Genomic DNA, 21,700 nt, shown 5'->3' with positions numbered 1-21,700 from the left:
CCGGCGCTTCACCCGGCGGCGTAGCGGCGCAACACCTCCGGGTCCGGCTCGCAGCCGAGGCCCGGCCCTTCCGGCAGGGTGAAGCTGCCGCGCTGCGGTTGGATCCAGGCGGCGAAGGGGCTGGCGGCCAGGTCGTAATACATGGCCTCCACCAGGCTCTCCCCCTTGAGGGCCGCCACCATGTGCAGCGTGGCGACGAAGCCCGCGCCGAAATAGGGACAGTGCGGCATCACGCCGATGCCGCGCGCCTCGGCCTCCCGCGCCACCCGCATCCAGGCGCCGATGCCGCCGATCTTGGTGACGCTGGGCTGGATGTAGTCCACCGCGCCCGCCGCCATCATGGCGATGCATTCCTCGGGGCTCGCGGCGTTCTCGCCGGCGGCGATGGCGATGCCGGCCTTGGCCCGCACCGCGGCCAGCCCGTCCCGGTCCTCCGGCGGCCAGACCGGCTCCTCCAGCCAGAGCAGCTTCTGCCCCCGCACCTGCTCCGCCACCGCCAGCGCCTGGTCCACCGTCCAGGGGCAGTTGGTGTCCATCATCAGCGCCACCTCCGGCCCCACCGCGGCGCGGGCAGCGGCGACCTGCGGTTCCCCGATCTCATGCAGCTTCACCGAGCCATAGCCGCGCGCTGCCGCCTCCGCCGCGTAGCGGGCGACGGTCGCCGGGTCGCCATAGCGCGGCAGGCTGGCATAGGCGGGCAGGGTCCGCCGCCGCGCGCCGCCGAGCAGCTCGGTGATCGGCTTGCCGGCGCGCTTGCCGGCGATATCCCACAGCGCGATCTCCAGCCCGGACAGCGCATAGAGCATCGCCCCGCTGCGGCCGAAGAGGTGCAGGATGCGCTGCAATTCCAGCGAGAGCGCGGCGATGTCGCCCTCCTCCCGCCCCACCGCCAGCGGCCCGACCACCTCCCGCAGCGCGGCATGCGCCGGCTGCCAGGCGAGGTGGCTGAAGGTCTCGCCCCAGCCCACCACGCCATCCGCGGTTTCCACCCGCACCAGGATCATCCGCGCCTCGTCCAGCAGGCGGCCGGCGAAGTTGGGGCGGGAACTGCCGGGCAGCAGGGGCAGGGCGAGCGGCAGGGCGGTGACCGACTTGATCGTCATGGGGAACCTCTCACTCGGGCCGGATGCCGGCGCGGCGAACCAGCGAATCCCATTTCGGCAATTGCTGCCCGATCCAGGCGGCGAATTCCTCCGGCGTGCTGGCGGCGATCTCGAAGCCGAGCTCCAGCAGGCGCTGCTCCAGCTCCTGCTCCCGCAGCGCCTGCACCACCGCGGCGTTGATCTGCTGCACCACGGCGGGCGGGGTGCGGGCCGGCGCGATCAGCCCGTTGATGGTGACGACATCCACCTCCGGATAGCCCGCCTCGGCGAAGCTCGGTACCTCCGGCATGCGGCGGCCGCGGCGCGGGCCGGTGATGGCGAGCGGCCGGACGCGGCCGGAGTCCGAGAGCACCTTGGACTGCGCCTCGCCGGAGAAGGTCATGCTGAGATCGCCGGCGAGGATCGCCGCCTGCGCCTCGCCGCCGCCGCGATAGGGGACATGCAGGATGTCGATGCCGGCGGCCATGCGGAATTGCTCGCCGGCGATGCGCAGCGCCGTCCCGGCCCCGGCCGAGCCGAAGGAGAGCTGGCCCGGCTTCGCCTTGGCCAGCGCCACCAGCTCCGCCAGGCTGCGGGCCGGCACCTCCGGATGCAGCAGCAGCACCTGCGCCGCGCTGGCCACCAGCCCCACCGGCGCGACGTCGCGCCGGGTGTCGTAGGGCAGGCTGGCATACATGGCCGGGTTCACCACGAAGGCGAGGTCGATCATCGCCAGGGTCAGCCCGTCCGGTGCCGCGCGCAGCGCCGCCTCGGTGCCGACGATGCTGTTGCCGCCGGCGCGGTTCTCCACCACCACGTTCAGGTCGAGCAGCCGGCTGAGCCGCGGCGCCAGGAAGCGCGAGAGGGAATCGGTCGCGCCGCCCGGCGCATAGGGCACGATGATCCGCATCGTCCGCCCGCCGCCCAGGGCCTGCGCCCTGAGCCCGCGCGGCAGCAGCAGGCCTGCCGCCGCCGCCCCCAGCATGCGTCGCTGCATGCGCTTCCCCCCGGTTCATTGTCCGGGGGGCAGCTTACGCGTCAGGGGAGGCCGGGCAAGGGGCGGCTCAGAACCCCAGCGGCACCGCCTGCATCACCAGGGGCAGCGCCCGCACCTCGGCCAGCACCGGCTCCGGCATCGGCCCGTCCAGCGCCACCAGGCAGATCGCATCGCCCCCCGGCGCGGCGCGGCCGAGATGGAAGGTGGCGATGTTGATGCCGGCATTCGCCAGCACCATGCCGAAGCGGCCGATGAAGCCCGGCTTGTCCTGGTTGGTGACGTAGAGCATGTGCGGCGCGAAATCCGCCTCCACCGCAATGCCCTTGATCTCCACCAGCCGCGGCTTGGCGTCGCCCACCAGCGTGCCGGCCACGCTGCGCTCATAGCGGTCCGTCACCACGGTGACGCGCAGCAGGGAGGCGTAGTCGCCGCGCCTTTCATGCACCGTCTCGGCGACGGCGATGCCGCGTTCCTTCGCCACCACCGGCGCGTTCACCATGTTGACGGCGCCGAGCATCGGCCCCAGCACGCCGGCCAACGCGGCGGCGGTCAGCGGCCGGCGGTTCAGCTCCGCCACCGCGCCCTCATACTCCACGCGGATGGCCTTCAGCGCGCCATCCTGCGCCTGGGTGAGCTGCCCGGCCATGCCGCCCAGCAGCCGCGCCAATTCCATATAGGGCTTGAGGCGCGGCGCCTCCTCGGCGGTCACGCTCGGCATGTTGATGGCGTTGGAGACGGCGCCGGAGAGCAGGTAGTCGGCCATCTGGTCCGCCACCTGCAGCGCCACATTCTCCTGCGCCTCGGCCGTCGCGGCGCCGAGATGCGGCGTGCAGACGACGTTCTCCAGGGTGAAGAGCGGGCTGTCCACCGCCGGCTCCACCTCGAACACGTCGAGCGCCGCACCGGCCAGGTGGCCGGATTTCAGCGCATCGTAGAGCGCCGCTTCATCCACCAGCCCGCCGCGGGCGCAATTGATCAGCCGCGCGCCCTTCTTCAACCTGGCCAGGTTCTCGCGGCTGAGGATGTTGCGCGTCTGCTCGGTCAGCGGCGCGTGCAGCGTGACGAAATCCGCGCGCTCCAGCAGGGCATTCAGCTCCAGCTTCTCCACCCCCAGCTCCAGGGCGCGGGAATCGGAGAGGAAGGGGTCGAAGGCGACGACCTTCATATGCAGGCCGATCGCCCGGTCGGCGACGATGGAGCCGATATTGCCGCAACCGATCAGGCCGAGCGTCTTGCCGAACAGCTCGACACCCATGAAGCGGTTCTTCTCCCAGCGTCCGGCCTTGGTGCTGGCGCTCGCCTCCGGGATCTGCCGGGCGAGCGCGAACATCATCGCAATGGCGTGCTCGGCGGTGGTGATGGCGTTGCCATAGGGGGTGTTCATCACCACCACGCCGCGGGCGGTGGCGCTCGTCACGTCCACATTGTCGACGCCGATGCCGGCGCGACCCACCACCTTCAGCCGCGGCGCCGCGTCCAGCAGCTCCCGCGTCACCTTGGTGGCGCTGCGCACCGCCAGCCCGTCGAATTCGCCGATGATGGCGCGCAGCTCGGCCGGGGCAAGGCCCGGCCTGAACACCGTCTCGATCCCGCGCTGCTGGAAGATCTCGATGGCCGCGGGGGAGAGCTTGTCGGAGATGAGAACGCGCGGCATCAGGCGGCGGCCTTGCCATGGGCGGCGGCGACCTGGGTGAAGGCCCAGTCCAGCCAGGGGAGCAGCGCCTCGATGTCACGCGTTTCCACCGTGGCGCCGCCCCAGATGCGCAGCCCCGGGGGTGCGTCGCGATAGGCGGCGATATCCAGCGCCACGCCCTCCTTCTCCAGCAGCGAGGCAAGCTGCTTCGCCACCGCCGCCTGGCCTTCCGCCGGCAGCGCCTGGAACCAGGGCGCCACGATCTTCAGGCAGATGGAGGTGCAGGAGCGGGTCTCCGGCACCTCGGCCAGGAATTCCACCCAGGGCGTCTTCGCCACCCAGAAGGCGATGGCGGCGAGGTTGCTCTCGGAGCGGGCGATCAGCGCCGCCAGCCCGCCGATGCTCTCGGCCCAGCGGAGGCCGTCCAGCGCATCCTCGACGCAGAGCATGGAGGGGGTGTTGATCGTCTCGCCCTTGAAGATGCCCTCGTTCAGCTTGCCGCCCTTGGTTATGCGGAAAATTTTTGGCAGCGGGCGGTCGGGGGTGAAGCTTTCCAGCCGCATCACGGCGCGCGGGGAGAGGGCGAGCATGCCATGCGCCGCCTCGCCGCCCAGCACCTTCTGCCAGGACCAGGTGACCACATCCAGCCGGTCCCAGGGCAGGTGCATGGCGAAGGCGGCGCTGGTGGCGTCGCAGATGGCAAGGCCGGCATGGTCGGCGGGAATGGCGGCGGCGTTCGGGATGCGCACGCCGCTGGTGGTGCCGTTCCAGACGAAGACCACGTCGCGCGACCAGTCGGCGGCGGCGAGGTCCGGAAGCTGGCCATAGGGCGCGGCGATCACCTTGGCATCGGGCAGCCTGAGCTGCTTGGTCACATCCGTCGCCCATTCCTTGGAGAAGCTCTCCCAGGCGAGGATGTCCACGCCGCGCTCGCCGAGCAGCGACCACAGCGCCATCTCGACGGCGCCGGTGTCGGAGGCGGGGACGATGCCGAGGCGCCAATCGGCGGGCAGGCCGAGGACGGCCCGGGAGCGGTCGATCACCTCGGCGAGGCGCGCCTTCGGCTCCTTGGCCCGGTGGCTGCGGCCGAGCAACGCGCCCGAAAGGGCTTCCAGCGTCCAGCCCGGACGCTTGGCGCAGGGACCCGAGGAAAAGCAGGGATTGGCCGGACGCAGTTCCGGCTTCGTGGCGATCGCCATGTGGTGCTCCCTTCCAGAAGCGATTGCGCCCCGGTGGGGGGGCGTGGCCCGGGGAGGGTGCTAGGCCGGCGCGGCGGTGGAATCAAGCGGGTTCGGGCGGCGTTGGGGCCAGCGCGGCGGATCGGGCGGGGCGAAGGCGTCGAGAACCGGACACGACGCGGAGGTTCCGGTACGGCGGGCGGCATCGGGGCTGCGCGGCGGATCGGGCATGGTGCGGGCTTCGAGGACCGGACGCCGTGCGGAGGCTCCGGCATGGCGGGCAGCATTGGCGCGGCGTGGCGGATCGGGCGTGAGGGCGTCGACGACCGGACACTGCACAAATGTTCCCGCACTCCGGGTCGCGCACGCCGCAGCGGATCGGCGGCGGCGCGGCAGACCGGGCCTGTCCCGCAGCCTCAGGCGAGGAGCGAGAGCAGCGGGTTGGTGGCGGCGGTGCTCTGGTCGGCCCGGGCCATGACATAGCGCTGGGCGAGGAGCTGCACCTTCCGGCTGTCCTGCAGATCGTCCAGCTTCATCCGGCTGGTGATGGCGCGGGCCTGGGCTTCCACCGACTGCACCGCGATGGCGTCCGGCAGGCCCAGCGCCCCGGTGACCACCCGCCGCAGCACGGAATTGCCCAGGATGTTGTACACATCGGTCTGCGCGCCGGCGTTCTCGATGAAGTAGAGCGCGTCGGAGAAGCCGGGATTCGTGTCGTCCAGCCCGGCCTTGTACTGGTATTCCAGGTAGCCGTCCTTCAGCTTCTGGACGGTGGCGGGGTCCTTCAGCCCGTCCAGCCCCTTGTTCCTCAGGTCCAGGGTCTGGGCCGCGGCCTTGAACCGGCCGTCCAGGCTGGCGAGCAGCCCCTTGCTGTCATTGGGGTCGGCGGTGAGGGCTTTCTGCACCAGGCCGGGAAAGCTGGCCTGGTCGGCCAGGCCGAGGGCCGGCAGCAGCACGTTGAGGATGCGGGGATCCTTCAGCGCGGTGTTGACATCCTTGGCCTTGGCCAAGGCGCTGTCGAATTGCTTCAGCGCGGTGATGCTGATGGGGTCTTTCTTCTCCGCCTCGATGCCCTTGGTTTCGGCCGTACCGGTCTGGGCCTGCTTCAGGGCGAGCAAAGCGGAGGTGGCATCGCCCGTGCTGGTGGTGCCGGTGGAGATGCCGAACAGGGCGGTGGCCAGGGAGAGGTTCAATGGCATGGCGGCACCTGCCCCGGGCGGCCGGGCAGGGCAAGCCGCCGCAGATGGCCGGCCGCCCCCGGCACCCGGTTCGGCCCGGGCGGAACGGCACAGGGTGCAGCAGGCGGCAGGGCAGGCGGAAAGGGGGGGCGTCTTGCCGGAAGCATCGGGGCTGGCCTCGTCTCCTCGACCACCTGGGAAGGCTAGAGCAGATCGCCGGAGGGCGGCATCGCCCGGAGGCGTGAATCTGCTCTACGATCCATAAGCTAGAGCGGTTTCGCGCTGCACAGTCAGCGTGAAACCGCTCTAGCGGGGAGGGGTGAAAAGGGGGTTAAGCGACGGCCGCCCGCATTTCGAGATGCAGCTCGCCCGCCAGGCTCTCGCCCGGGGCCAGCAGCGCCATCGGGCCATGCGCTGCCAGGGCGGGCCGGTTCGGCGCATCCGGCACATGGCTCACCGGCTCCAGGCAGAGAAAATGCCCGCCGGGGGGGGCGAAGACCTGCAGGTGGCGGGCCCAGGCGCCGCTGGCGGCCAGGTGCAGGCAGCCCTCCGGCCGATGCAACTCGGCCACCCCATCCCAGCCGGCGAAGGCGGTGTCCAGCCCCTCATAGGCCGGCTCGGCGCCGTCCAGGCCAGGGCAGGGCTCGGCCGCCACCGGCAGGGTGCGGGCATCCCGGGCGAACAGGGTGGTGGCGGCGAAGCGCAGCCGCGTGCCGCGCGGCCGGGCGAACCAGGGGTGCCAGCCGAGGCCGAAGGGGAAGGCCGCCTCCCCCGCATTGGTCAGGCCGAGGGTGAGGCGGAGGGATCGGGCGCCCAACCGCCAGCCCAGCCGCGCCCGGTAGCGCCAGGGCACGCCGAGCGGCGTGGCATCGACAAGCTGTTCCAGCACGGCATGGGCGGAGCCGGCGGACACCACCTGCCAGGCCGCGTCGCGGGAGAGGCCGTGGATGGCGGTATTGTCCGCCACCCGGTTCACCGGCAGGTGCCAGAGGGTGCCCGCCACGGGCAGCGCCCCGCCATCCAGCCGGTTGGCCCAGGGCGCCATCAGGAAGGCGCCGGCGAAGCTGGCATTCGGGTCCGCGCCCTCCGGCAGCGGCACCAGCAGATCCAGCCCGCGCCAGCGCAGCGCCGCGCAGGCGCCGCCCTGGCCCGGCAGCAGCTCCGCCTGCCAGGTGCTGGATTCGAGCAGGAGCCGGTCCGTCCGCGCCATCAGCCGGCTGCCATCAGTCGAGGGCGAAGGGGTCGCGCGGCGAGGGCGCCTGCCGGGAATACTCGATGCTGGCGTAGCTGCCGCCCTGGTAGCGCTCCTCCACCGGATCGCCGGAGAGGATATGGCCGACGTCCGCGCGGTAGGCCTCGGCGCTGTCCTCCGGCTGCCAGCCGATCCGGTCGCGATGGTCCTGGCCCCAGAAGCTGGCCGGGTTGTCCGAGCAGGCCCAGATGACGCAATGGCCGGTGCGCGGCGCCAGCACCGCGGCCGTCACCAGCCGCGTCAGGTCGTCATAGGAGAGCCAGGTGGAGAGCATCCGCGCATTCACCGGCTTCGGGAAGCAGGAGCCGATGCGGCAATTGACGTTCTCGATGCCGTGCTTGTCCCAGTAGAGGCGCCCCATCAGCTCCCCATAGGCCTTGGAGAGGCCGTAATAGCCGTCCGGGCGGAAGGCGCAGTCCATGTCGATCTTCGCCGCGTTCCCGTGCGGGCGTTCGTGGAAGCCGATGGCATGGTTGGAGGAGGCGAAGAGCACACGGGCGCCTTCGCGGCGCGCGGCTTCATAGACGTGGTAAAGGCCGCGGAGGTTGGGGCCGAGGACGGTCTCGAAGGGCTGCTCCCCGCTGATGCCGCCGAAATGCAGGATGGCGCCGCAGCCCTCCGCCAGGCGCAGCAGCTCGACGCCGTCATTGAGGTCGGCACGGCGGAAGCTGGCGCGGGGCGGCAGGGGATCCGGGAAGGGGGCGATATCCGTCAGCCGCAGGGTCCAGCCCCGGGCGGCGAGGCCGGCGGCCAGCACCCGGCCGAGATTGCCGGCGGCACCGGTCAGCAGCACGGGTTTCGCAGGAGCGTCGGGCATGGGCTGGGTCCTTCGGACGGGTCTTCTGGGCGTCTCCGGGCGCGATATGGCGGGTTTGGCAGGCCAAAAAAGAGGCCGAATGAGAGGAGAGTGCCGCCTGCCTGCATGAGCGGGGCTTCGCCCGTTGGCGGCAGCGCTCCCGACTTACTCTTGTCCCTTGTTCTCGGCCGGCCTCACGGCACCGCTACCGCCGGCGTCACCAGCCAGGCGGTGATCGGGAAGAGCAGCGCCGCCAGCAGGGTGGAGAGCAATACGGTGGCCGAGACCTCCTCCGTCCCCGCATGGTTGCGCTGGGCAAGCACGAAGGCGTTGGTTGCCGTCGGCATGGCCGCCAGCATCACCCCCGCCTGCACCCAGAACCAGTCCCGCTGCAGCAGCAGCCCGATCACCAGCCAGACCAGCAGCGGATAGGCCAGCAGCTTGCCGGCGGTCAGCCCGCCGGCCACCAGCAGCAGCCGTCGCCCGACCGTCAGCCGCCCCAGCGTCCCGCCCAGCGCGAACAGCGCCGTCGGCCCCGCCGCCCCGCCGAGGAAGGCGAGGAACCGGTCCACCGGGCCGGGAAAGGGAATGGCCGCGGCCCCCACCAGCGCCCCGCCGGCGATGGAGAGCAGCACCGGGTTCACCAGCAGGGACCGCAGCGCCCGCCCCATCGCGCGCAGCCCCGCCCCCGGCATGGCCGGCGCCATCAGCAGGGAACCCAGCGCCAGCACCACTGCCACCTCGGACATGATGGCCATGGCGACCGGCCCCGCCCCCCTCTCCCCCAGCAGCGGCAGCAGCAAGGGCGGGCCGAGGAAGCCGACATTGCCCATCGCCGCCCCCGCCCCCATGGCCGCCGCCGCGCCCCGCCGGTGCCAGGGCCGGGCGATGGCCAGCACGCCGAAGAAGATCGCCAGGCACACCGCCAGGTAGCCGGCGAAGAAGACCGGCTCGAAGCTCTGCCCCAGGGGCTGGGAGCCCATCAGCCGCAGCAGCAGCGCCGGCAGGGCGAAATGGAAGGAGAAATGCCCCACCGCATCCACCACCGGCGGCGCCACCAGCCGGAACCGCGCCGCAGCCCAGCCCAGGAGGATGACCGCGAAGATCGGCGCGCAGAGCGAGAGAAAGGCAAGCACCCCTGCACCATACCGGCTCCGGCCCGCCGCGCCAGCTTGCAGCGCGGGCGGAGAAGGGTTCTGCTAGCGTCCTGCCCGCGAAGTTGGCCGGATTTCCAGCGAACGTCGCGGACAAGCAGGCCGCTGAAAGCCAAGCCGGTGGCCCGAGAACGAAGTCCGCAGGACTTCGGAAGCGGGACACCAGAGCAGCTTATCTCCGGTCTGACGGATCACCCGTGATCCGTCAGACCGGAGATAAGCTGCTCCAGACTTTATATTTTCTGGAGCGAGAAATCCGATCAGGTGGTTCCACATGATCGGATATTGCTCCAGGGGCAGAAGACCGGAGGAAACGCCATGGAATTCGGAATCGCCCTGCCGACCGATGCGGCAAGCTGGAAGACCGCCGCCCGGGCCGAGGAGCTCGGCTTCCGCACCGCCTGGTTCTACGACACCCAGATGCTCTCGGCGGATTGCTTCGTCGCCATGGGGGCGGCGGCGGTGAAGACCAGCCGCATCCGGCTCGGCACCGGGGTGCTGATCCCCTCCAACCGCATCGCCGCGGTCACCGCCAACGCCTTCGCCACGCTCAACAAGCTGGCGCCGGGGCGGGTCGATATCGGCATCGGCACCGGCTTCACCGGGCGGCGGGCGATGGGGCTCGGCGCGATGAAGCTGAAGGAGTTTGAGGAATACACCCGGGTGATGCTCGGCCTGCTGGCCGGAGAGACGGTCGAGACCGAGATCGAGGGCGCTCGGAGAAAAATCCGGCTGCTGAACCCGGAGCTCGGGCTGATCGACATCCGCACGCCGATGCGGTTGCACCTGGCCGCGGCCGGCCTGCGGGCACGGGCGCTGACCGCCCGGCTTGGCGCCGGCTGGATCAACTTCTTCTCCGATGTCCCCGCCGCCGTCGCGATGATCGGCGAGATGCGGGAGGCCTGGGCGGCCGCCGGCCAGGCAAGCCCGCTGGAGGCGACCGCCTTCGTGCTCGGCTGCGTGCTGGCGGAGGGCGAACCCCATGACAGCCCCCGCGCCATCGCCCAGGCCGGCCCGCGCGCCGCGGTGCTGCTGCACCGCGCGGCGGATGAGGCGCTGTCCGGCCTGCCCAATATCTCGCCCCTGCCGGAGAGCGTGCGGCGGGAGGTGGAGGGGTACGTCGCCCTGGCCCGGACCTTCGAGCCGAAGGACGCGCCTTACCTGGAGAATCACCGCGGCCACCTGATGTTCCTGAAGGAGGCCGAAAAGCCCTTCGTCTCCGCCGAGATGATCCGCATCACCAGCTTCACCGCCACCGAGGCGGAGCTGAAGCGCCGCATCGGCGACCTGCGCGATGCCGGCTACACCGAGTTCACCGTGCAGCTCGTCCCCGGGCAGGAACAGGCCATCGAGGATTGGGGCCGCATCATGAAGGCCTTCCGCTGATGCCGCTCGATCCGCAGATCCAGGCGCTCCTGGAGAAGGGCGCCGGCGTCCCGGCGACCGAGACCCTGCCGGTGCCCGAGGCCCGGGCGCAATACGACGCCCGCGTGGCGCTGATGGCCCCGGCGCCGCAGGTGGCGACGCGGGAGTTCAGCATCCCCGGGCCGGGCGGGCCGCTCCGCATCCGGCTCTACACGCCGGACGGGCAGGGGCCATTCCCATTGCTGGTATTCTTCCACGGCAGCGGCTTCGTGCTCTGCAGCCTGGAGACCCATGACGGCATCTGCCGCAACCTCTGCGCCGGCGGCGGCTGCGTCGTCGCCTCGGTGGATTACCGGCTGGCGCCGGAGACGCAATTCCCCGGGCCCACCGAGGATTGCCTGGTGGCCACAAGCTGGTGCGCCGAGCACGCGGCGGAGCTGGGCGCCGATCCGGCGCGGGTGGTGGTGGGCGGCGACAGCGCCGGCGGCAATCTGGCGACGGTGACCGCGCTGCGCCTCCGCGACGAGGGCGGGCCGAAGCTGATCGGCCAATTGCTGCTCTACCCGGTGACGGATTTCCACACCCCCGGCACCCGGAGCTATGTCGAGAACGCCACCGGCTACGGCCTGACCCGGGCGACGATGGAGTGGTTCTGGGGCCACTACCTGGCCCGACCGGAGGATGCCACCCACCCCCACGCCGCGCCGCTGCGCGCCCCGGACCTCGCCGGTCTGCCGCCGGCCCTGATCCAGACCGCGGAATATGACCCGCTGCGCGACGAGGCGGAGCTGTATGCCGCGCGGCTGCGGGAGGCCGGCGTGCCCGTGCAGGTCACCCGCTGGGCCGGGATGAACCACGGCTTCCTGTTCTGGGTCGGCCGGGTGGACGCCGCCCGCCCGGCAATGGACGAGGCCTGCGAATGGCTGCGGCGGACAACCGGCGGATAGTTGCGGCGCCGCCGCGCCCCGGGCCATCATCCGGCGACCGATCCGGGAGACCCTCGACCATGCCGACCCGTCGCCTGCTGGCAGGCTCCGCGCTTGCCATCCCCCTGGCCCTGCCCTTCCTCCGCACCGCCGCCGCGCAGCAGAGCATCGAATGGGTCGCCGGCTCGCTCGGCGGCGGGTGGTACACCATGGCGGCCGGCGTCGCCGCCCTGGTGAAGGACGAGAACCCGGACATCCAGATCCGGGTCGTTCCCGGCGGCGGCCTGGCCAATTCCACCCGCGTCAACCGCAACCAGTCGCCCATGGGCTGGGGCATCGACGCCTTCGCCGCCTCCGCCCGCCAGGGCGAGGAGCCTTATTCGGAGAAGCACACCGCGCTGCGCTCCCTCGGCACCGGCTATTCGCCGACCGAGCACCATTTCCTCCGCGCCACCAATGTGCAGGGGCCGGAGGATATGCGCGGCATCCTGACCCAGAAGGGGCTGAAGCTCGGCACCCCGCAGCGCTCCTCCACCGATGAGATGTCGGTGCAGCGCATCCTGAAATTCCTCGGCACCAGCCCGGAGAAGATCCGCGCCGAGGGCGGCCGCTACCTGAACGGCAGCTATGCCGATATCGGCTCCGCCTTCACCGACGGCCAGGTGGACTACCTCTATGCCTGCCTGGCCCGGCCGGCGGCGATCTTCACCGAGATCGCGCAGGGGCGGCGCGGCGGGCGCATGGTGGAATTCCCGGACGACATCCGGAAGCACCTGATCGACCGCTACGCCTATGCCGAAGGCATCCTGCCCGCCAGCACCTATCCCAGCCTGACGGCCGGCGACGTGAAGGTGACGCTGATGGACAGCGTCATCATGGTGCATGAGTCGATGCCGGAGGAGGTCGCCTACAAGATCACCCGCACCCTGATCCGCAACAAGGGCCAGCGGCTGGTCACCATCCATGCCAGCATGGGCGCCTGGGACCCGGCCATCTCCTGGAAATACCAGGGCCTGCCGCTGCATCCGGGCGCCGAGAAGGCCTTCAAGGAAGCGGGGGCGATGGGGTAATCCCCACGACGTCGCTGCGCGCCGTCGTGGGGGCCCCCTGTTCCCCATGAAGCTGCTGGCGCAGCTTCATGGGGGCCCCGGAGTCCCTCGGCGGCCGGCATCTCGCACAGGCTGAAGCGGCAAAGCCGCTTCAGCGCAACGGGCGGTCCGGTTCCGGCGGGGCGCCGAACCTCCGGCGCCCGAGCCGGCACCGGCCCGGCTGGCACGGGGGGTGCTAGCCCCGGGCCGATCTGGAACGGAATCCTGCATGCGTGACCTGGCCGGCCCGTTGAAGGGGCTGCTCATCCTCTGGATGGCGGCCGCCGCGGCGATCCACCTCTATTTCGGCGGCTTCGGCTTCCCCGAGCCCATCACCATGCGGGGCTTCCACCTGCTGGTCTTCGTCCCGCCGCTCTTCCTGCTCTACCCGGCCTTCGACCGCTCCCCAAAGCGCCGCCCCAGCCTCTGCGACTGGCTCTGGGCCGCGGCCGCCGCCGCGCCGCATGCCTGGGTGATGTGGAATTGGGACGTGGTCTCCGACCGCATGGAATATGTGGACCCCTTCACCCCCACCATGGCGGTGCTGGCGGTGCTGGCCATCGTCACCCTGCTGGAGGCGACGCGCCGCGCCGTCGAGGTCGGCCTCGCCTGGATGATCCTCATCAGCCTGGCCTACATGCAGTGGGGCCATTACCTGCCCGGCGTGCTGAACAGCCGCCCCTTCACGCTTGCGGAAATCCTCGAGGCCTCCTGGCTGGTGCCGACGGCGGGCGGCGTCTATGGCCCGCTCACCGGCATCGTCGCCACCACCATCGCCGTCTTCATCGTCTTCGGCGGCTTCATGCAGGGCAGCGGCACCGGGCGGCTGTTCAGCAATCTCGGCGCCGCCGCGGCCGGGCGCTACACCGGCGGCCCGGCCAAGGTCGCCGTCGTCACCTCCGGCCTGTTCGGGACGATGAGCGGCTCCTCCGTCTCCAACGTCATCACCACCGGCGCCATGACCATCCCGCTGATGATCCGCATCGGCTACCGCCCGACCGTTGCCGGCGGGATCGAGAGCGCCGCGTCCGTGGGCGGGGCGCTGATGCCGCCGGTGATGGGCGCCGCCGCCTTCGTCATGGCGGAGATCACCGGCATCCCCTATGGCGAGATCGTGGTCGCCGCCGCCATCGGCGCCGCCCTCTACTACTTCGCCATCCTCGCCGCGGTGCATTTCGAGGCGAAGCAGGCCGGCATCGCCCCGATGCCGGACAGCGAGATCCCGCCCTGGCGGGAGGTGCTGCAGGATGCCCATCTGGTCATCCCCATCGCCGTCCTGGTCTGGCTGATGATGGAGCGCTGGAGCGGCAATTTCGCCGCCTTCTGCGCCACCATCGCCATGGTCGCCGTTGCGGCGCTCCGCGCCCGCACCCGCTTGTCCTGGCGCCAGGTGCTGGACAGCCTGGCCTCCGCCGGCCTCACCATGGCGCCGCTCGCCGTCTCCATCGCCGGCGCCGGCATCGTCGTCTCGGCGCTGACCGCGACCGGCATGGTCGTGGCGCTGGGCGGCATCATCAAGGACCTGGCGGCGGGCAGCTTCCCGCTGCTGCTGGTGCTGCTGGCGGTGACCGTGCTGGTGCTCGGCATGGGGCTGCCCACCACCCCCAGCTACATCATCGCCGCCGCTATCGGCGTGCCGCAGATCCTGGACCTCGGCAGCAAGGCGCTCGGGCTCAGCCCGGCGGAGCTGCTGCTGCCGGCGCATCTCTTCATCTTCTACTTCGCCGTGCTGGCCGATGCCTCGCCCCCGGTGGCCGCCGCCGCCTTCGCCGCGGCGGCCATCGCCAAGGCCAGCCCGCTGATCACCAGCAACCACGCCACGCGCTTCGGCATCGCCGGCTTCACCGTGGGCTTCGCCTTCCTCTTCGACCCGGGCATCATGCTGCGCGGCGGCCTCCTCGGCATCGTCACCGCCACGCTGATCCAGGTGGCGGCGCTGACGGCCATCTGCGCCGGCTATGCCGGCTACCTGCTGGCGCCGATGGGCGTGGCGGCGCGGCTCCTGCTCGGCCTCGCCGGGCTGTTCGCCGCCTTCTATCACGGCGTGCCGGATCTGCTCCGCCTCGGCCTGGTCGTCGCCGTGCTGGGGCTGGTCGGCGTGCCGCAATGGCTCCGCTCGCGCCGAAGGGATTCCCGATGAGACTGCCCGCCGCCCTCCTCCTCCTGCTCGCCGCCCCCCTGCTTGCTCCCCCGGCCGCGGCGCAGCAGGGTCCGGCCGCCGCCGGCCCCACCCTCGCCGCCATCCGCGCCCGCGGCGCCCTCTCCTGCGGCATCTCCACCGGGGACCCGGCCTGGAGCCAGCCGGACAGCCGCGGCGAGTGGCAAGGCATGGACGCCGATATCTGCCGCGCCGTCGCCGCCGCCGTGCTGGGCGATGCGAAGAAGCTGGTCTGGCAGCACCTCACCGGGCAGAACCGCTTCCCGGCGCTCGCCACCGGCCAGGTGGAGGTGCTGACCCGCACCACCACCTGGACCTTCATGCGGGATTCCAGCCTCGGCATCAATTTCACCGCGCCCTATTTCTTCGATGGCCAGGGCTTCCTGGTGCGGAGCAGCGCTGGCATCAGCAGCGCGAAGCAGCTCGACGGCGCGACCATCTGCTTCACCTCCGCCAGCACGCATGAGCTGAACCTGCAGGACTGGTCCCGCAGCCAGCGCATCCGCTTCACCCCGGTGATCTTCGCCGACAAGGACGAGGCGCGCCGCGCCTATGAGAGCAATCGCTGCGACAGCTACACCGGCGATGCCAGCCAGCTTGCCGCGGTGCGCGCCGCCTTCCCCAACCCGGCGGAGCATATCCTGCTGCCGGACCGCATCAGCAAGGAGCCCTATGCGCCGAGCGTGCGCCAGGGCGACGACCAGTGGTTCGATATCGTCCGCTATCTGGTCTATGGGCTGGTGGAGGCGGAGGAACTCGGCATCACCCAGGCCAATGCGGAGCAGATGCTGGCGGAAAGCCCGAGCCCGGCGGTGCAGCGCCTGCTGGGCAAGACCGGCGGCCTCGGCCCGACGCTCGGCCTCGAGCGCGCCTGGATCCTGAACGCCATCAAGGCGGTGGGGAATTACGGCGAGATCTATGACCGGCATCTCGGCGCCAACAGCCCGGTGAAGCTGGCCCGCGGCCTCAACTCCCTGTGGAGCCAGGGCGGGCTGATGGTATCGCCGCCGATGCGGTAGAGCGTGATCGCTTGCGGTGGAAGCACCGAAAGGCGTGAATCACGCGAGCAGACAAATGGCTGGAGCGGCACCCGACCGCCTTCGGCGGAATTGCCGCAAGCGTGAGTCGCGCGATCAACCAGGGACCTGGAGCATGGGCCGTGCTGGAGCATGGGCCGTGAGCGCAAGTGGACGGATCATGCTCCAGGCCCGCTCCGCTGGAGGCCCGGCGAAGAGCGGACAAGCAGGCGCTGAAAGCAATGATGGCGCGCCGCTGATGCAGGCGAAAGGCGCGCATCACCGGCCCTGGCAGCGGGGAGCGAGTCACCCGGCGCGTACGAACCCGGCGCCGGCACCGGATGAGCAAGGACAGGACCTCGGCTTGGCCGGTGCCGGAGGCGAAGCTATCTTCGGCGGCGGAAACGCCGGAGCCTTGCCTTGTTCACTCGCCGCCTTCTTCTTGCCGCCAGCACCGCCTCGCTTCTCACCCGTCCCGCCATCCTCCGCGCCGCGGAGTATCCCGACAGACCCATCACCCTCGTCATCGGCTACGCGCCCGGCGCCCTGACCGACGTCATGGTGCGCCTCGTCGCCGAGAAGATGGCGCAGGAGCTGGGCCAGCCCGTGGTGGTGGAGAACCGCACCGGCGCCGCCACCGCCATCGCCTCCACCGCCGTCGCCAATGCCCGGCCGGATGGCTATACGCTGCTGATCGGCACCAACAGCCTGGCGATCAACCCGGCCCTGCTGCCGGGCGCGACGCCCAAGGACCCGCTCACCGAGCTGGAGCCGATCGGCGAGGTCTATTACAGCCCCTTCGCCCTGCTGGCGCGGCGGGGCCTGCCGGCCAACAATCTCGCGGAGCTGATCGCCCTCGCCAGGCAGAAGCCGGGCGAGCTGAATTACGGCAGCTCCGGCTCCGGCTCGGTGAACCATCTGCTGACGGAGCTGCTGCTGCAGCGCTCCGGCATGGAGATCGTGCACATTCCCTATCGCGGCGGCGCACCGGCGCTGGTGGAGCTGCGCTCCGGCCGCATCGACCTGTTCTACGCCACGCCGCTCGACTCCCAGCCGCTGCTGCGCGACGGCGTCGCGCACCCGATCCTGATGTCCTCGCCGCAGCGCATTCCGATGATGCCGGACGTGCCGTCCGTGGCGGAGAGCTTCGAGGGCTGCACCGGCGTGCTCTGGCAGGGGCTGTTCTCGCCGCCCGGCACGCCGGCGCCGATCCGCGAGCGGCTGTTCACGGTGCTGCGCAAGGTCATTGAGGCGCCCGAGCTGCGGCAGAATGTGGCAAGCCGCGGCGTGGTGCTGATGGATGGCGACGCCGCCGCGCTGCGGCGGCGCCTGGCGGAGGAGATGCGCATCTGGCCGGAGGTGATCCGGCAGGGCGGGATCACGCCAGGGTAGCGCGGCCTGGGCGGGACGGCCCCGTTCCGGCCCGCCAACACGCCGCAGCAGCAGGGCCTTCGCGCCGACCGAGCCCGGTCAGTGCGCCCCCGCCCCCGTCCCGCGGCGATCAGCAAGGCAGCGCTCCCGCCCCAGGCGCCATGGGGGCAACACGGAGGACCTGTCGCCCGTTGCCCTGCCGCGGCTTCGCCGCGGCAGGCTGTGCGAGGCAGCTGTCGCCCAGCCTCCCAGGGCCCCCATGAAGCCGCGCCAGCGGCTTCATGGGGAGCTAGAGCATGGCGCGGAGCAGGAGGGGCATCGGGGCCAGCTTGTCCTCCACGCCGCGCACGCCGGGCACCCTGGCGGCCAGGCGCTTCAGCCCCTCCCGCATCACCTCGGACCGGGCGAAGCCATAGAGCGTCACCTTGCCGCCGGCGACATCCGGGAAGACCCAGAAAGTGTCGGTCCAGGGCTGCTCGCGGAAGGCGGCGACGACGCCGCGCAGCACTTCCCGGTCCTCCAGCCGCGCGCTGTCCGGCTGTGCCTCCCGCAGCACCGCCCGCAGCAGGTCCGCCCGGCTCACCACGCCGAGCAGCACCCCGTCGCGCTGCACCAGCACCCGGCGGATATGGTGCTTCTCCATCAGCCGGGAGATGTCCTCGGCCGGGGCATCCTCCGCCACCGAGATGGCGGGGGTCGTCATCACCTCCCGCGCCACCGCGCCATGCGCCTTCAGGTAGCGTGCCACCAGGGGCTGCGGGTCGCGGAACAGGTTCAGGAACCAGCTCAGCGGCCCGGGCGGCGCATCGGCCAGGCGGCGGATCAGGTCGCCCTCCGTGACGATGCCGAGGAGCTGGCCGGCGGCATCCACCACGGGCACGGCGGAAATCCCGCGCCGGGCGAGCAGCTCCGTCACCGCCGTCACCGGCAGCTCGGGCGGGACCACCACAGGGTTGGGGGTCATCAATTCACGGGCGAGCATGACGCGGAATGTCCTTGTGCCAACCGGACGGTTGCCGTCCTGTCATTCCATTCTGCCTCTCCACCCCGCCATCCGTCATGACGCAGGTCAAGCCGCGGCAGAAATTCCGTTCCCGTTCCGCTGTGGCCGGCATGCCGCGCCCGGCTGTGGCCGATTCGCCTGCTCGCCAGCCGCTGCGCCTTGGGCTAGATTGGCGGCCTGGGTCCCCCCGCGGTCCCCAACAGACTGCCAGAAGCGAGTGAACTGGGATGGAACGCCGAACGATGCCGCTCGCCGGGGTGCGTCCCCTGGCGTTGCTGGGTCTGCCTGCCGATTTCTTCGCCCCGCCGGCGGCGCCGGCCCCCTTGCGGCTGGAATGGCCGCGCCGCGGGCCGGGCCCGCGCCTCTCCGGCGATGCCGGGCTGCAGGCGGCCTTCCGCCAGGCGCTGGCGGAATATGAGGCGGCCGAGGCGGCCGCGGCGCGGGCCCGGGTCAGCGGCGACCTGCGCGGCTTCTTCCAGCACATGACGGAGACCCATCGCTGCTACGCGGCGCTGGAGGCCTTCGACCTGCCGGCCTCCGACCTGGCGCGGCTGCGGGCGCAGTGCCGAAGGCGGGTGGCCAGGGCGCTGCGGTAGGACGCTGCGGTAGGACGCTGCGGTAGGACGCTGCGGTAGGACGCTGCGGTAGGACAGGGGGGGCTCCGCCCCCGGCCCCCGGCGGAGGGCTCTGCCCTCGCATGCCCGCCGGGGGAGGACATCCCTCCCCGGACCCCGGTGTGAGTTTCAGAGCCGTGGGTCGGACCGGCCGACTCCTCCTCCGGGGCAGGGTTCGGATCTTATCTGCGCAGCACCACCAGCCGCGCCGGCCCGCCGCGGCGCAGCGTGACGATCGCCGCCTGCCGGAAGCGCCGCGCCAGCACCGCCAGACGACGCGGATCCGCCGCCAGGAACAGGTGCCGTTCCTTCCAGCGCCCCAGCCCGCCTTCGCCTGCCGCCATGGGCAGCCGCCGCGCCGCCTGGCGCAGCCGCGCCAGCGCCTTGTCATTCCAGCCCCTCGGCATCTTGCGGCTGTACGGGTTCCAGGCGGTGATGAACCCGCCCTGCCGCCCGCCGAGCCGCCCCAGCAGCGCGTCCACCTCCGGGCTACGCCGGCCGACCCAGGCCCTGGCCCCTGCCGCCTCATAGGTCGTCCGGGCATAGGCGCGCCGCAGCCGCGCGCTCATCCGAGCTGGAAGAGCAGCGCCTTCAGATAGGCGCTTTCCGGCAGCAGCGGATGCACCGGGTGGTCCGGTCCGGCGCCGCTCTGCACCAGCAGCTTCATTGCCCGGCGCGGCCGCAGCAGCCCGGCGATCACCGCATCCGCGAATTCCCCCGGCGCCACGTGGTGGGAGCAGGAGGCGATGAACAGGAACCCGTCCGGCGCCACCAGCGACGCCGCCAGCCGCGCCAGCTTCTGGTAGCCGCGCAGCGCCGCCGGCTGGTCGCGGCGGGATTTGGCGAAGGCCGGCGGATCCGCCACCACGATGTCGAAGCGCCGGCCTTCCCGGCCCCAGCGCTCCAGCACCTCCAGCGCCTCGCCGCGCTCCGCCGTCACCCGTTCCGTCAGCCCGTTCTCCCCGGCGGCGGCCAGGGCGATCTCCAGCGCCGGGGCGCTGCGGTCCAGCAGCGTCACCTGTTCCGCCCCGGCCTTCGCCGCCGCCAGGCCGAAGCCGCCGGTGTGGCAGAAGGCGTCCAGCACCGTCGCCCCCGGCGCCAGCGCCGCCACCCGCGCCCGGTTCTCCCGCTGGTCGAAGAACCAGCCGGTCTTCTGGCCGGACAGCAGGTCCACCGCGAAGCGCAGCCCGGCCTCCTCCACCGTGACCGGGCCCGGCGTGCCGGCGAGCGGCTTCACCTCCTCCGCCAGCCCCTCCAGGGTGCGCACCGCGGCGTCGTTGCGGGCGATGATCAGCCGCGGCGAGAGCAGCCCCTCCAGCGCCGCCACCAGCGCGGGCGTCAGCCATTCCATGCCGGCGGTATTGGCCTGCAGCGCCAGGGCATCGCCATAGCGGTCGATGACGAGGCCCGGCAGCCCATCCGCCTCCGCATGCACCAGGCGGTAATAGGGATGCCCGGGATAGAGTCTTTCCCGCAGCGCCAGGGCCGCCCCCAGCCGGGCGCGACACCAGGCCGCATCCAGCGCCGCCGCCGGATCCGCATCCACCCTTCGCGCCGCGATCAGGCTGTGCGGATTGAACAGCCAGGTGCCATGGCGGACGCCATCATCCCCTTCCAGCCGCACCGGGGCGCCGGGGGGCAGGGCGCGGGCGGCCGGGGTCATGGCGATCTCGTTGGAGAAGGCCCAGGGATGGCCTTCCTTCACCCGCCGGTCATGGCGGGGCAGCAGGCGGAGCAGGGGATGCGTCTCGGGCATGGGGGGCGGACCATGGCGCCGCCCGGCTTGCGGCGCAACGCGCGCCGGGGCACAGGGGGGCGGCCCGGCCGCGTCCGGGACGGCAGGAAGCGGGACGGCGCAACGCCGCCCGGCAGGGGAGAGCGCCAGACACCATGCAGATCGTCCGAGACCTCGAAGCCCTGCGCGCCGCCCGCGCCGCCCTCGGCCCGCTGGCCCTGGTGCCGACCATGGGGGCGCTGCATGCCGGGCATCTCTCCCTGGTCGCCGCGGCCCGGGCGACGGGGCTGAAGGTCGCCGCCTCCATCTTCGTCAACCCGCTGCAATTCGGGCCCAATGAGGATCTCTCCCGCTATCCGCGGGACGAGGCGGGGGACCTCGCCAAGCTGGAGGCCGCCGGCTGCGACCTGGCCTGGCTGCCGAGCGTCGCGGCGATGTACCCGGAAGGCCGGGCCACGACGATCGAGGTGGGCGGCCCGTCCGAGGGCTGGGAGGGCGCCGCGCGCCCCGGGCATTTCCGCGGCGTCGCCACGGTCTGCGCCAAGCTCTTCCTGCAGACCGGCGCCGCCGTCGCGGTGTTCGGCGAGAAGGACTGGCAGCAATACCAGGTGATCCGCCGCATGGTCGCCGATCTCGACCTTCCCTTGCGCATCATCGGCGGCGCGACGGTGCGGGAGGCGGATGGGCTCGCCATGTCCTCCCGCAACCGCTTCCTGGCGCCGGCGGAGCGCGCGCTGGCGCCGCGCCTGCACCAGGCGATGCAGGAGGCCGCCGCAGCGATCGCTTCCGGCACCCCGCCGGCGGCGGCGCTCGGGGCGGCGCGGGCCGGCCTCGCTTCCCGCGGCTTCGGCGTGGATTACTTGGCGCTGGTGGAGCCGGAGACGCTGCGCGAGACCACGACCCGGCCGGCGCGGCTGATCGCCGCCGCCCGGCTCGGCAGCGTGCGGCTGCTGGACAACATCGCCGCGGGCTAGAGCGGATCGCCGGAGGGCGGCATCGCCCGGAGGCGTGAATCTGCTCTACCATCCTAGGGTCTGTTGAGATTTGGGATTTGCGACCTGTGCGAGATGTGATTCAAGCTCTGGATGGAGCGATTCGTTCTGACTGACGCGCAATGGGCGAAGATGGAACCGCACTGCCTGGGCAAGCTGGGT

The 21,700-nt window shown here is 71.7% G+C and carries 19 protein-coding genes; 8 read left to right on the top strand and 11 right to left on the bottom strand.

Translation table 11 applies throughout. The features are described from left to right. Positions 1–8 precede the first annotated feature (8 nt). The 8 genes from E5N76_RS27925 to E5N76_RS27890 form a co-directional block, all read right to left on the bottom strand. Complete coding sequence (locus E5N76_RS27925) at positions 9–1,103, bottom strand: mandelate racemase/muconate lactonizing enzyme family protein (protein ID WP_149541259.1); 1,095 nt, start codon at positions 1,101–1,103, stop codon at positions 9–11. Positions 1,104–1,113: 10 nt separating this feature from the next. After that, a complete protein-coding gene (locus E5N76_RS27920) occupies positions 1,114–2,079 on the bottom strand; it encodes a tripartite tricarboxylate transporter substrate binding protein (RefSeq protein WP_149541258.1) in 966 nt (321 codons plus the stop codon). A 67-nt stretch (positions 2,080–2,146) separates the two neighbouring features. Then, the gene (gene serA / locus E5N76_RS27915; protein ID WP_149541257.1) at positions 2,147–3,733 is read right to left on the bottom strand and encodes a phosphoglycerate dehydrogenase; all 1,587 of its coding nucleotides are present in this window, start codon (positions 3,731–3,733) and stop codon (positions 2,147–2,149) included. Further along, positions 3,733–4,911: a phosphoserine transaminase gene (locus tag E5N76_RS27910; protein WP_149541256.1), complete on the bottom strand. Its 1,179-nt coding sequence runs from the start codon at positions 4,909–4,911 to the stop codon at positions 3,733–3,735. Before E5N76_RS27910 ends, serA begins: the two co-directional genes overlap by 1 nt. 395 nt (positions 4,912–5,306) lie before the next feature. Continuing rightward, positions 5,307–6,089 carry a DUF1217 domain-containing protein gene (locus E5N76_RS27905; protein WP_149541255.1) on the bottom strand — a complete coding sequence of 261 codons (783 nt, stop codon included), beginning with the start codon at positions 6,087–6,089 and terminating at the stop codon, positions 5,307–5,309. Positions 6,090–6,399: 310 nt separating this feature from the next. Further along, positions 6,400–7,278, bottom strand: a complete 879-nt coding sequence (locus E5N76_RS27900; RefSeq protein WP_149541254.1) for an aldose epimerase family protein — start codon at positions 7,276–7,278, stop codon at positions 6,400–6,402. Between the two features lie 13 nt (positions 7,279–7,291). Next, entirely contained in the window at positions 7,292–8,137 is an 846-nt protein-coding gene (locus E5N76_RS27895; protein ID WP_149541253.1) for an NAD-dependent epimerase/dehydratase family protein, read from the bottom strand. A 173-nt stretch (positions 8,138–8,310) separates the two neighbouring features. Next, positions 8,311–9,252 carry an AEC family transporter gene (locus tag E5N76_RS27890; protein WP_149541252.1) on the bottom strand — a complete coding sequence of 314 codons (942 nt, stop codon included), beginning with the start codon at positions 9,250–9,252 and terminating at the stop codon, positions 8,311–8,313. A gap of 336 nt (positions 9,253–9,588) precedes the next feature. On the opposite strand from E5N76_RS27890, the gene E5N76_RS27885 reads away from it, so the two are divergent. From E5N76_RS27885 to E5N76_RS27860, 6 genes are all read left to right on the top strand, one after another. Next, positions 9,589–10,656 carry an LLM class flavin-dependent oxidoreductase gene (locus E5N76_RS27885; protein WP_149541251.1) on the top strand — a complete coding sequence of 356 codons (1,068 nt, stop codon included), beginning with the start codon at positions 9,589–9,591 and terminating at the stop codon, positions 10,654–10,656. Further along, entirely contained in the window at positions 10,656–11,582 is a 927-nt protein-coding gene (locus tag E5N76_RS27880; RefSeq protein WP_149541250.1) for an alpha/beta hydrolase, read from the top strand. The genes E5N76_RS27885 and E5N76_RS27880 overlap by 1 nt, the downstream gene beginning before the upstream one ends. A gap of 59 nt (positions 11,583–11,641) precedes the next feature. Next, a complete protein-coding gene (locus E5N76_RS27875; RefSeq protein ID WP_187830454.1) occupies positions 11,642–12,631 on the top strand; it encodes a TAXI family TRAP transporter solute-binding subunit in 990 nt (329 codons plus the stop codon). 247 nt (positions 12,632–12,878) lie between these two features. Then, positions 12,879–14,789, top strand: coding sequence for a TRAP transporter permease (locus E5N76_RS27870; protein WP_149541248.1), 1,911 nt, complete (start codon positions 12,879–12,881; stop codon positions 14,787–14,789). Continuing rightward, on the top strand, positions 14,786–15,826 hold the full coding sequence (locus E5N76_RS27865; protein ID WP_149541247.1) for an amino acid ABC transporter substrate-binding protein: 1,041 nt from the start codon (positions 14,786–14,788) through the stop codon (positions 15,824–15,826). Before E5N76_RS27870 ends, E5N76_RS27865 begins: the two co-directional genes overlap by 4 nt. A gap of 417 nt (positions 15,827–16,243) precedes the next feature. Next, entirely contained in the window at positions 16,244–17,215 is a 972-nt protein-coding gene (locus E5N76_RS27860; protein WP_149541246.1) for a Bug family tripartite tricarboxylate transporter substrate binding protein, read from the top strand. Between the two features lie 268 nt (positions 17,216–17,483). On the opposite strand, the gene E5N76_RS27855 is transcribed toward E5N76_RS27860, so the two are convergent. Then, complete coding sequence (locus E5N76_RS27855; RefSeq protein ID WP_187830453.1) at positions 17,484–18,158, bottom strand: CBS domain-containing protein; 675 nt, start codon at positions 18,156–18,158, stop codon at positions 17,484–17,486. Positions 18,159–18,424: 266 nt separating this feature from the next. Here E5N76_RS27855 and E5N76_RS27850 point away from each other — a divergent pair, with 266 nt between their 5' ends. Beyond that, complete coding sequence (locus E5N76_RS27850; protein ID WP_149541244.1) at positions 18,425–18,793, top strand: hypothetical protein; 369 nt, start codon at positions 18,425–18,427, stop codon at positions 18,791–18,793. A 200-nt stretch (positions 18,794–18,993) separates the two neighbouring features. Here E5N76_RS27850 and E5N76_RS27845 read toward each other — a convergent pair whose 3' ends face one another. Both E5N76_RS27845 and E5N76_RS27840 read right to left on the bottom strand, forming a co-directional pair. Continuing rightward, positions 18,994–19,380, bottom strand: a complete 387-nt coding sequence (locus tag E5N76_RS27845; protein WP_149541243.1) for a DUF3293 domain-containing protein — start codon at positions 19,378–19,380, stop codon at positions 18,994–18,996. Next, positions 19,377–20,567 (bottom strand): class I SAM-dependent rRNA methyltransferase, encoded by a 1,191-nt coding sequence (locus E5N76_RS27840; RefSeq protein WP_149541242.1) that lies wholly within the window; start codon positions 20,565–20,567, stop codon positions 19,377–19,379. The genes E5N76_RS27845 and E5N76_RS27840 overlap by 4 nt, the downstream gene beginning before the upstream one ends. Before the next feature lie 134 nt (positions 20,568–20,701). Here E5N76_RS27840 and panC point away from each other — a divergent pair, with 134 nt between their 5' ends. Next, a complete protein-coding gene (gene panC / locus E5N76_RS27835) occupies positions 20,702–21,520 on the top strand; it encodes a pantoate--beta-alanine ligase (RefSeq protein ID WP_149541241.1) in 819 nt (272 codons plus the stop codon). The last annotated feature ends 180 nt before the right edge of the window (positions 21,521–21,700 follow it).

It is taken from the genome of Siccirubricoccus phaeus (genome assembly GCF_008360935.1).
In the GTDB taxonomy this organism is placed as follows: Bacteria; Pseudomonadota; Alphaproteobacteria; order Acetobacterales; family Acetobacteraceae; genus Siccirubricoccus; species Siccirubricoccus phaeus.
Note: the sequence above shows the minus strand (reverse complement) of the source record. Positions and strands in the feature narration are given on the sequence as shown.

What these genes read in the sequence shown, in the direction of transcription:
- E5N76_RS27925 (WP_149541259.1), bottom strand. Translation starts at nt 1,103, where the DNA reads ATGACGATCAAGTCGGTCACCGCCCTGCCGCTCGCCCTGCCCCTGCTG.
- E5N76_RS27920 (WP_149541258.1), bottom strand. Translation starts at nt 2,079, where the DNA reads ATGCAGCGACGCATGCTGGGGGCGGCGGCGGCAGGCCTGCTGCTGCCG.
- serA (WP_149541257.1), bottom strand. Translation starts at nt 3,733, where the DNA reads ATGCCGCGCGTTCTCATCTCCGACAAGCTCTCCCCCGCGGCCATCGAG.
- E5N76_RS27910 (WP_149541256.1), bottom strand. Translation starts at nt 4,911, where the DNA reads ATGGCGATCGCCACGAAGCCGGAACTGCGTCCGGCCAATCCCTGCTTT.
- E5N76_RS27905 (WP_149541255.1), bottom strand. Translation starts at nt 6,089, where the DNA reads ATGCCATTGAACCTCTCCCTGGCCACCGCCCTGTTCGGCATCTCCACC.
- E5N76_RS27900 (WP_149541254.1), bottom strand. Translation starts at nt 7,278, where the DNA reads ATGGCGCGGACGGACCGGCTCCTGCTCGAATCCAGCACCTGGCAGGCG.
- E5N76_RS27895 (WP_149541253.1), bottom strand. Translation starts at nt 8,137, where the DNA reads ATGCCCGACGCTCCTGCGAAACCCGTGCTGCTGACCGGTGCCGCCGGC.
- E5N76_RS27885 (WP_149541251.1), top strand. Translation starts at nt 9,589, where the DNA reads ATGGAATTCGGAATCGCCCTGCCGACCGATGCGGCAAGCTGGAAGACC.
- E5N76_RS27880 (WP_149541250.1), top strand. Translation starts at nt 10,656, where the DNA reads ATGCCGCTCGATCCGCAGATCCAGGCGCTCCTGGAGAAGGGCGCCGGC.
- E5N76_RS27875 (WP_187830454.1), top strand. Translation starts at nt 11,642, where the DNA reads ATGCCGACCCGTCGCCTGCTGGCAGGCTCCGCGCTTGCCATCCCCCTG.
- E5N76_RS27870 (WP_149541248.1), top strand. Translation starts at nt 12,879, where the DNA reads ATGCGTGACCTGGCCGGCCCGTTGAAGGGGCTGCTCATCCTCTGGATG.
- E5N76_RS27865 (WP_149541247.1), top strand. Translation starts at nt 14,786, where the DNA reads ATGAGACTGCCCGCCGCCCTCCTCCTCCTGCTCGCCGCCCCCCTGCTT.
- E5N76_RS27855 (WP_187830453.1), bottom strand. Translation starts at nt 18,158, where the DNA reads ATGACCCCCAACCCTGTGGTGGTCCCGCCCGAGCTGCCGGTGACGGCG.
- E5N76_RS27850 (WP_149541244.1), top strand. Translation starts at nt 18,425, where the DNA reads ATGGAACGCCGAACGATGCCGCTCGCCGGGGTGCGTCCCCTGGCGTTG.
- E5N76_RS27845 (WP_149541243.1), bottom strand. Translation starts at nt 19,380, where the DNA reads ATGAGCGCGCGGCTGCGGCGCGCCTATGCCCGGACGACCTATGAGGCG.
- E5N76_RS27840 (WP_149541242.1), bottom strand. Translation starts at nt 20,567, where the DNA reads ATGCCCGAGACGCATCCCCTGCTCCGCCTGCTGCCCCGCCATGACCGG.
- panC (WP_149541241.1), top strand. Translation starts at nt 20,702, where the DNA reads ATGCAGATCGTCCGAGACCTCGAAGCCCTGCGCGCCGCCCGCGCCGCC.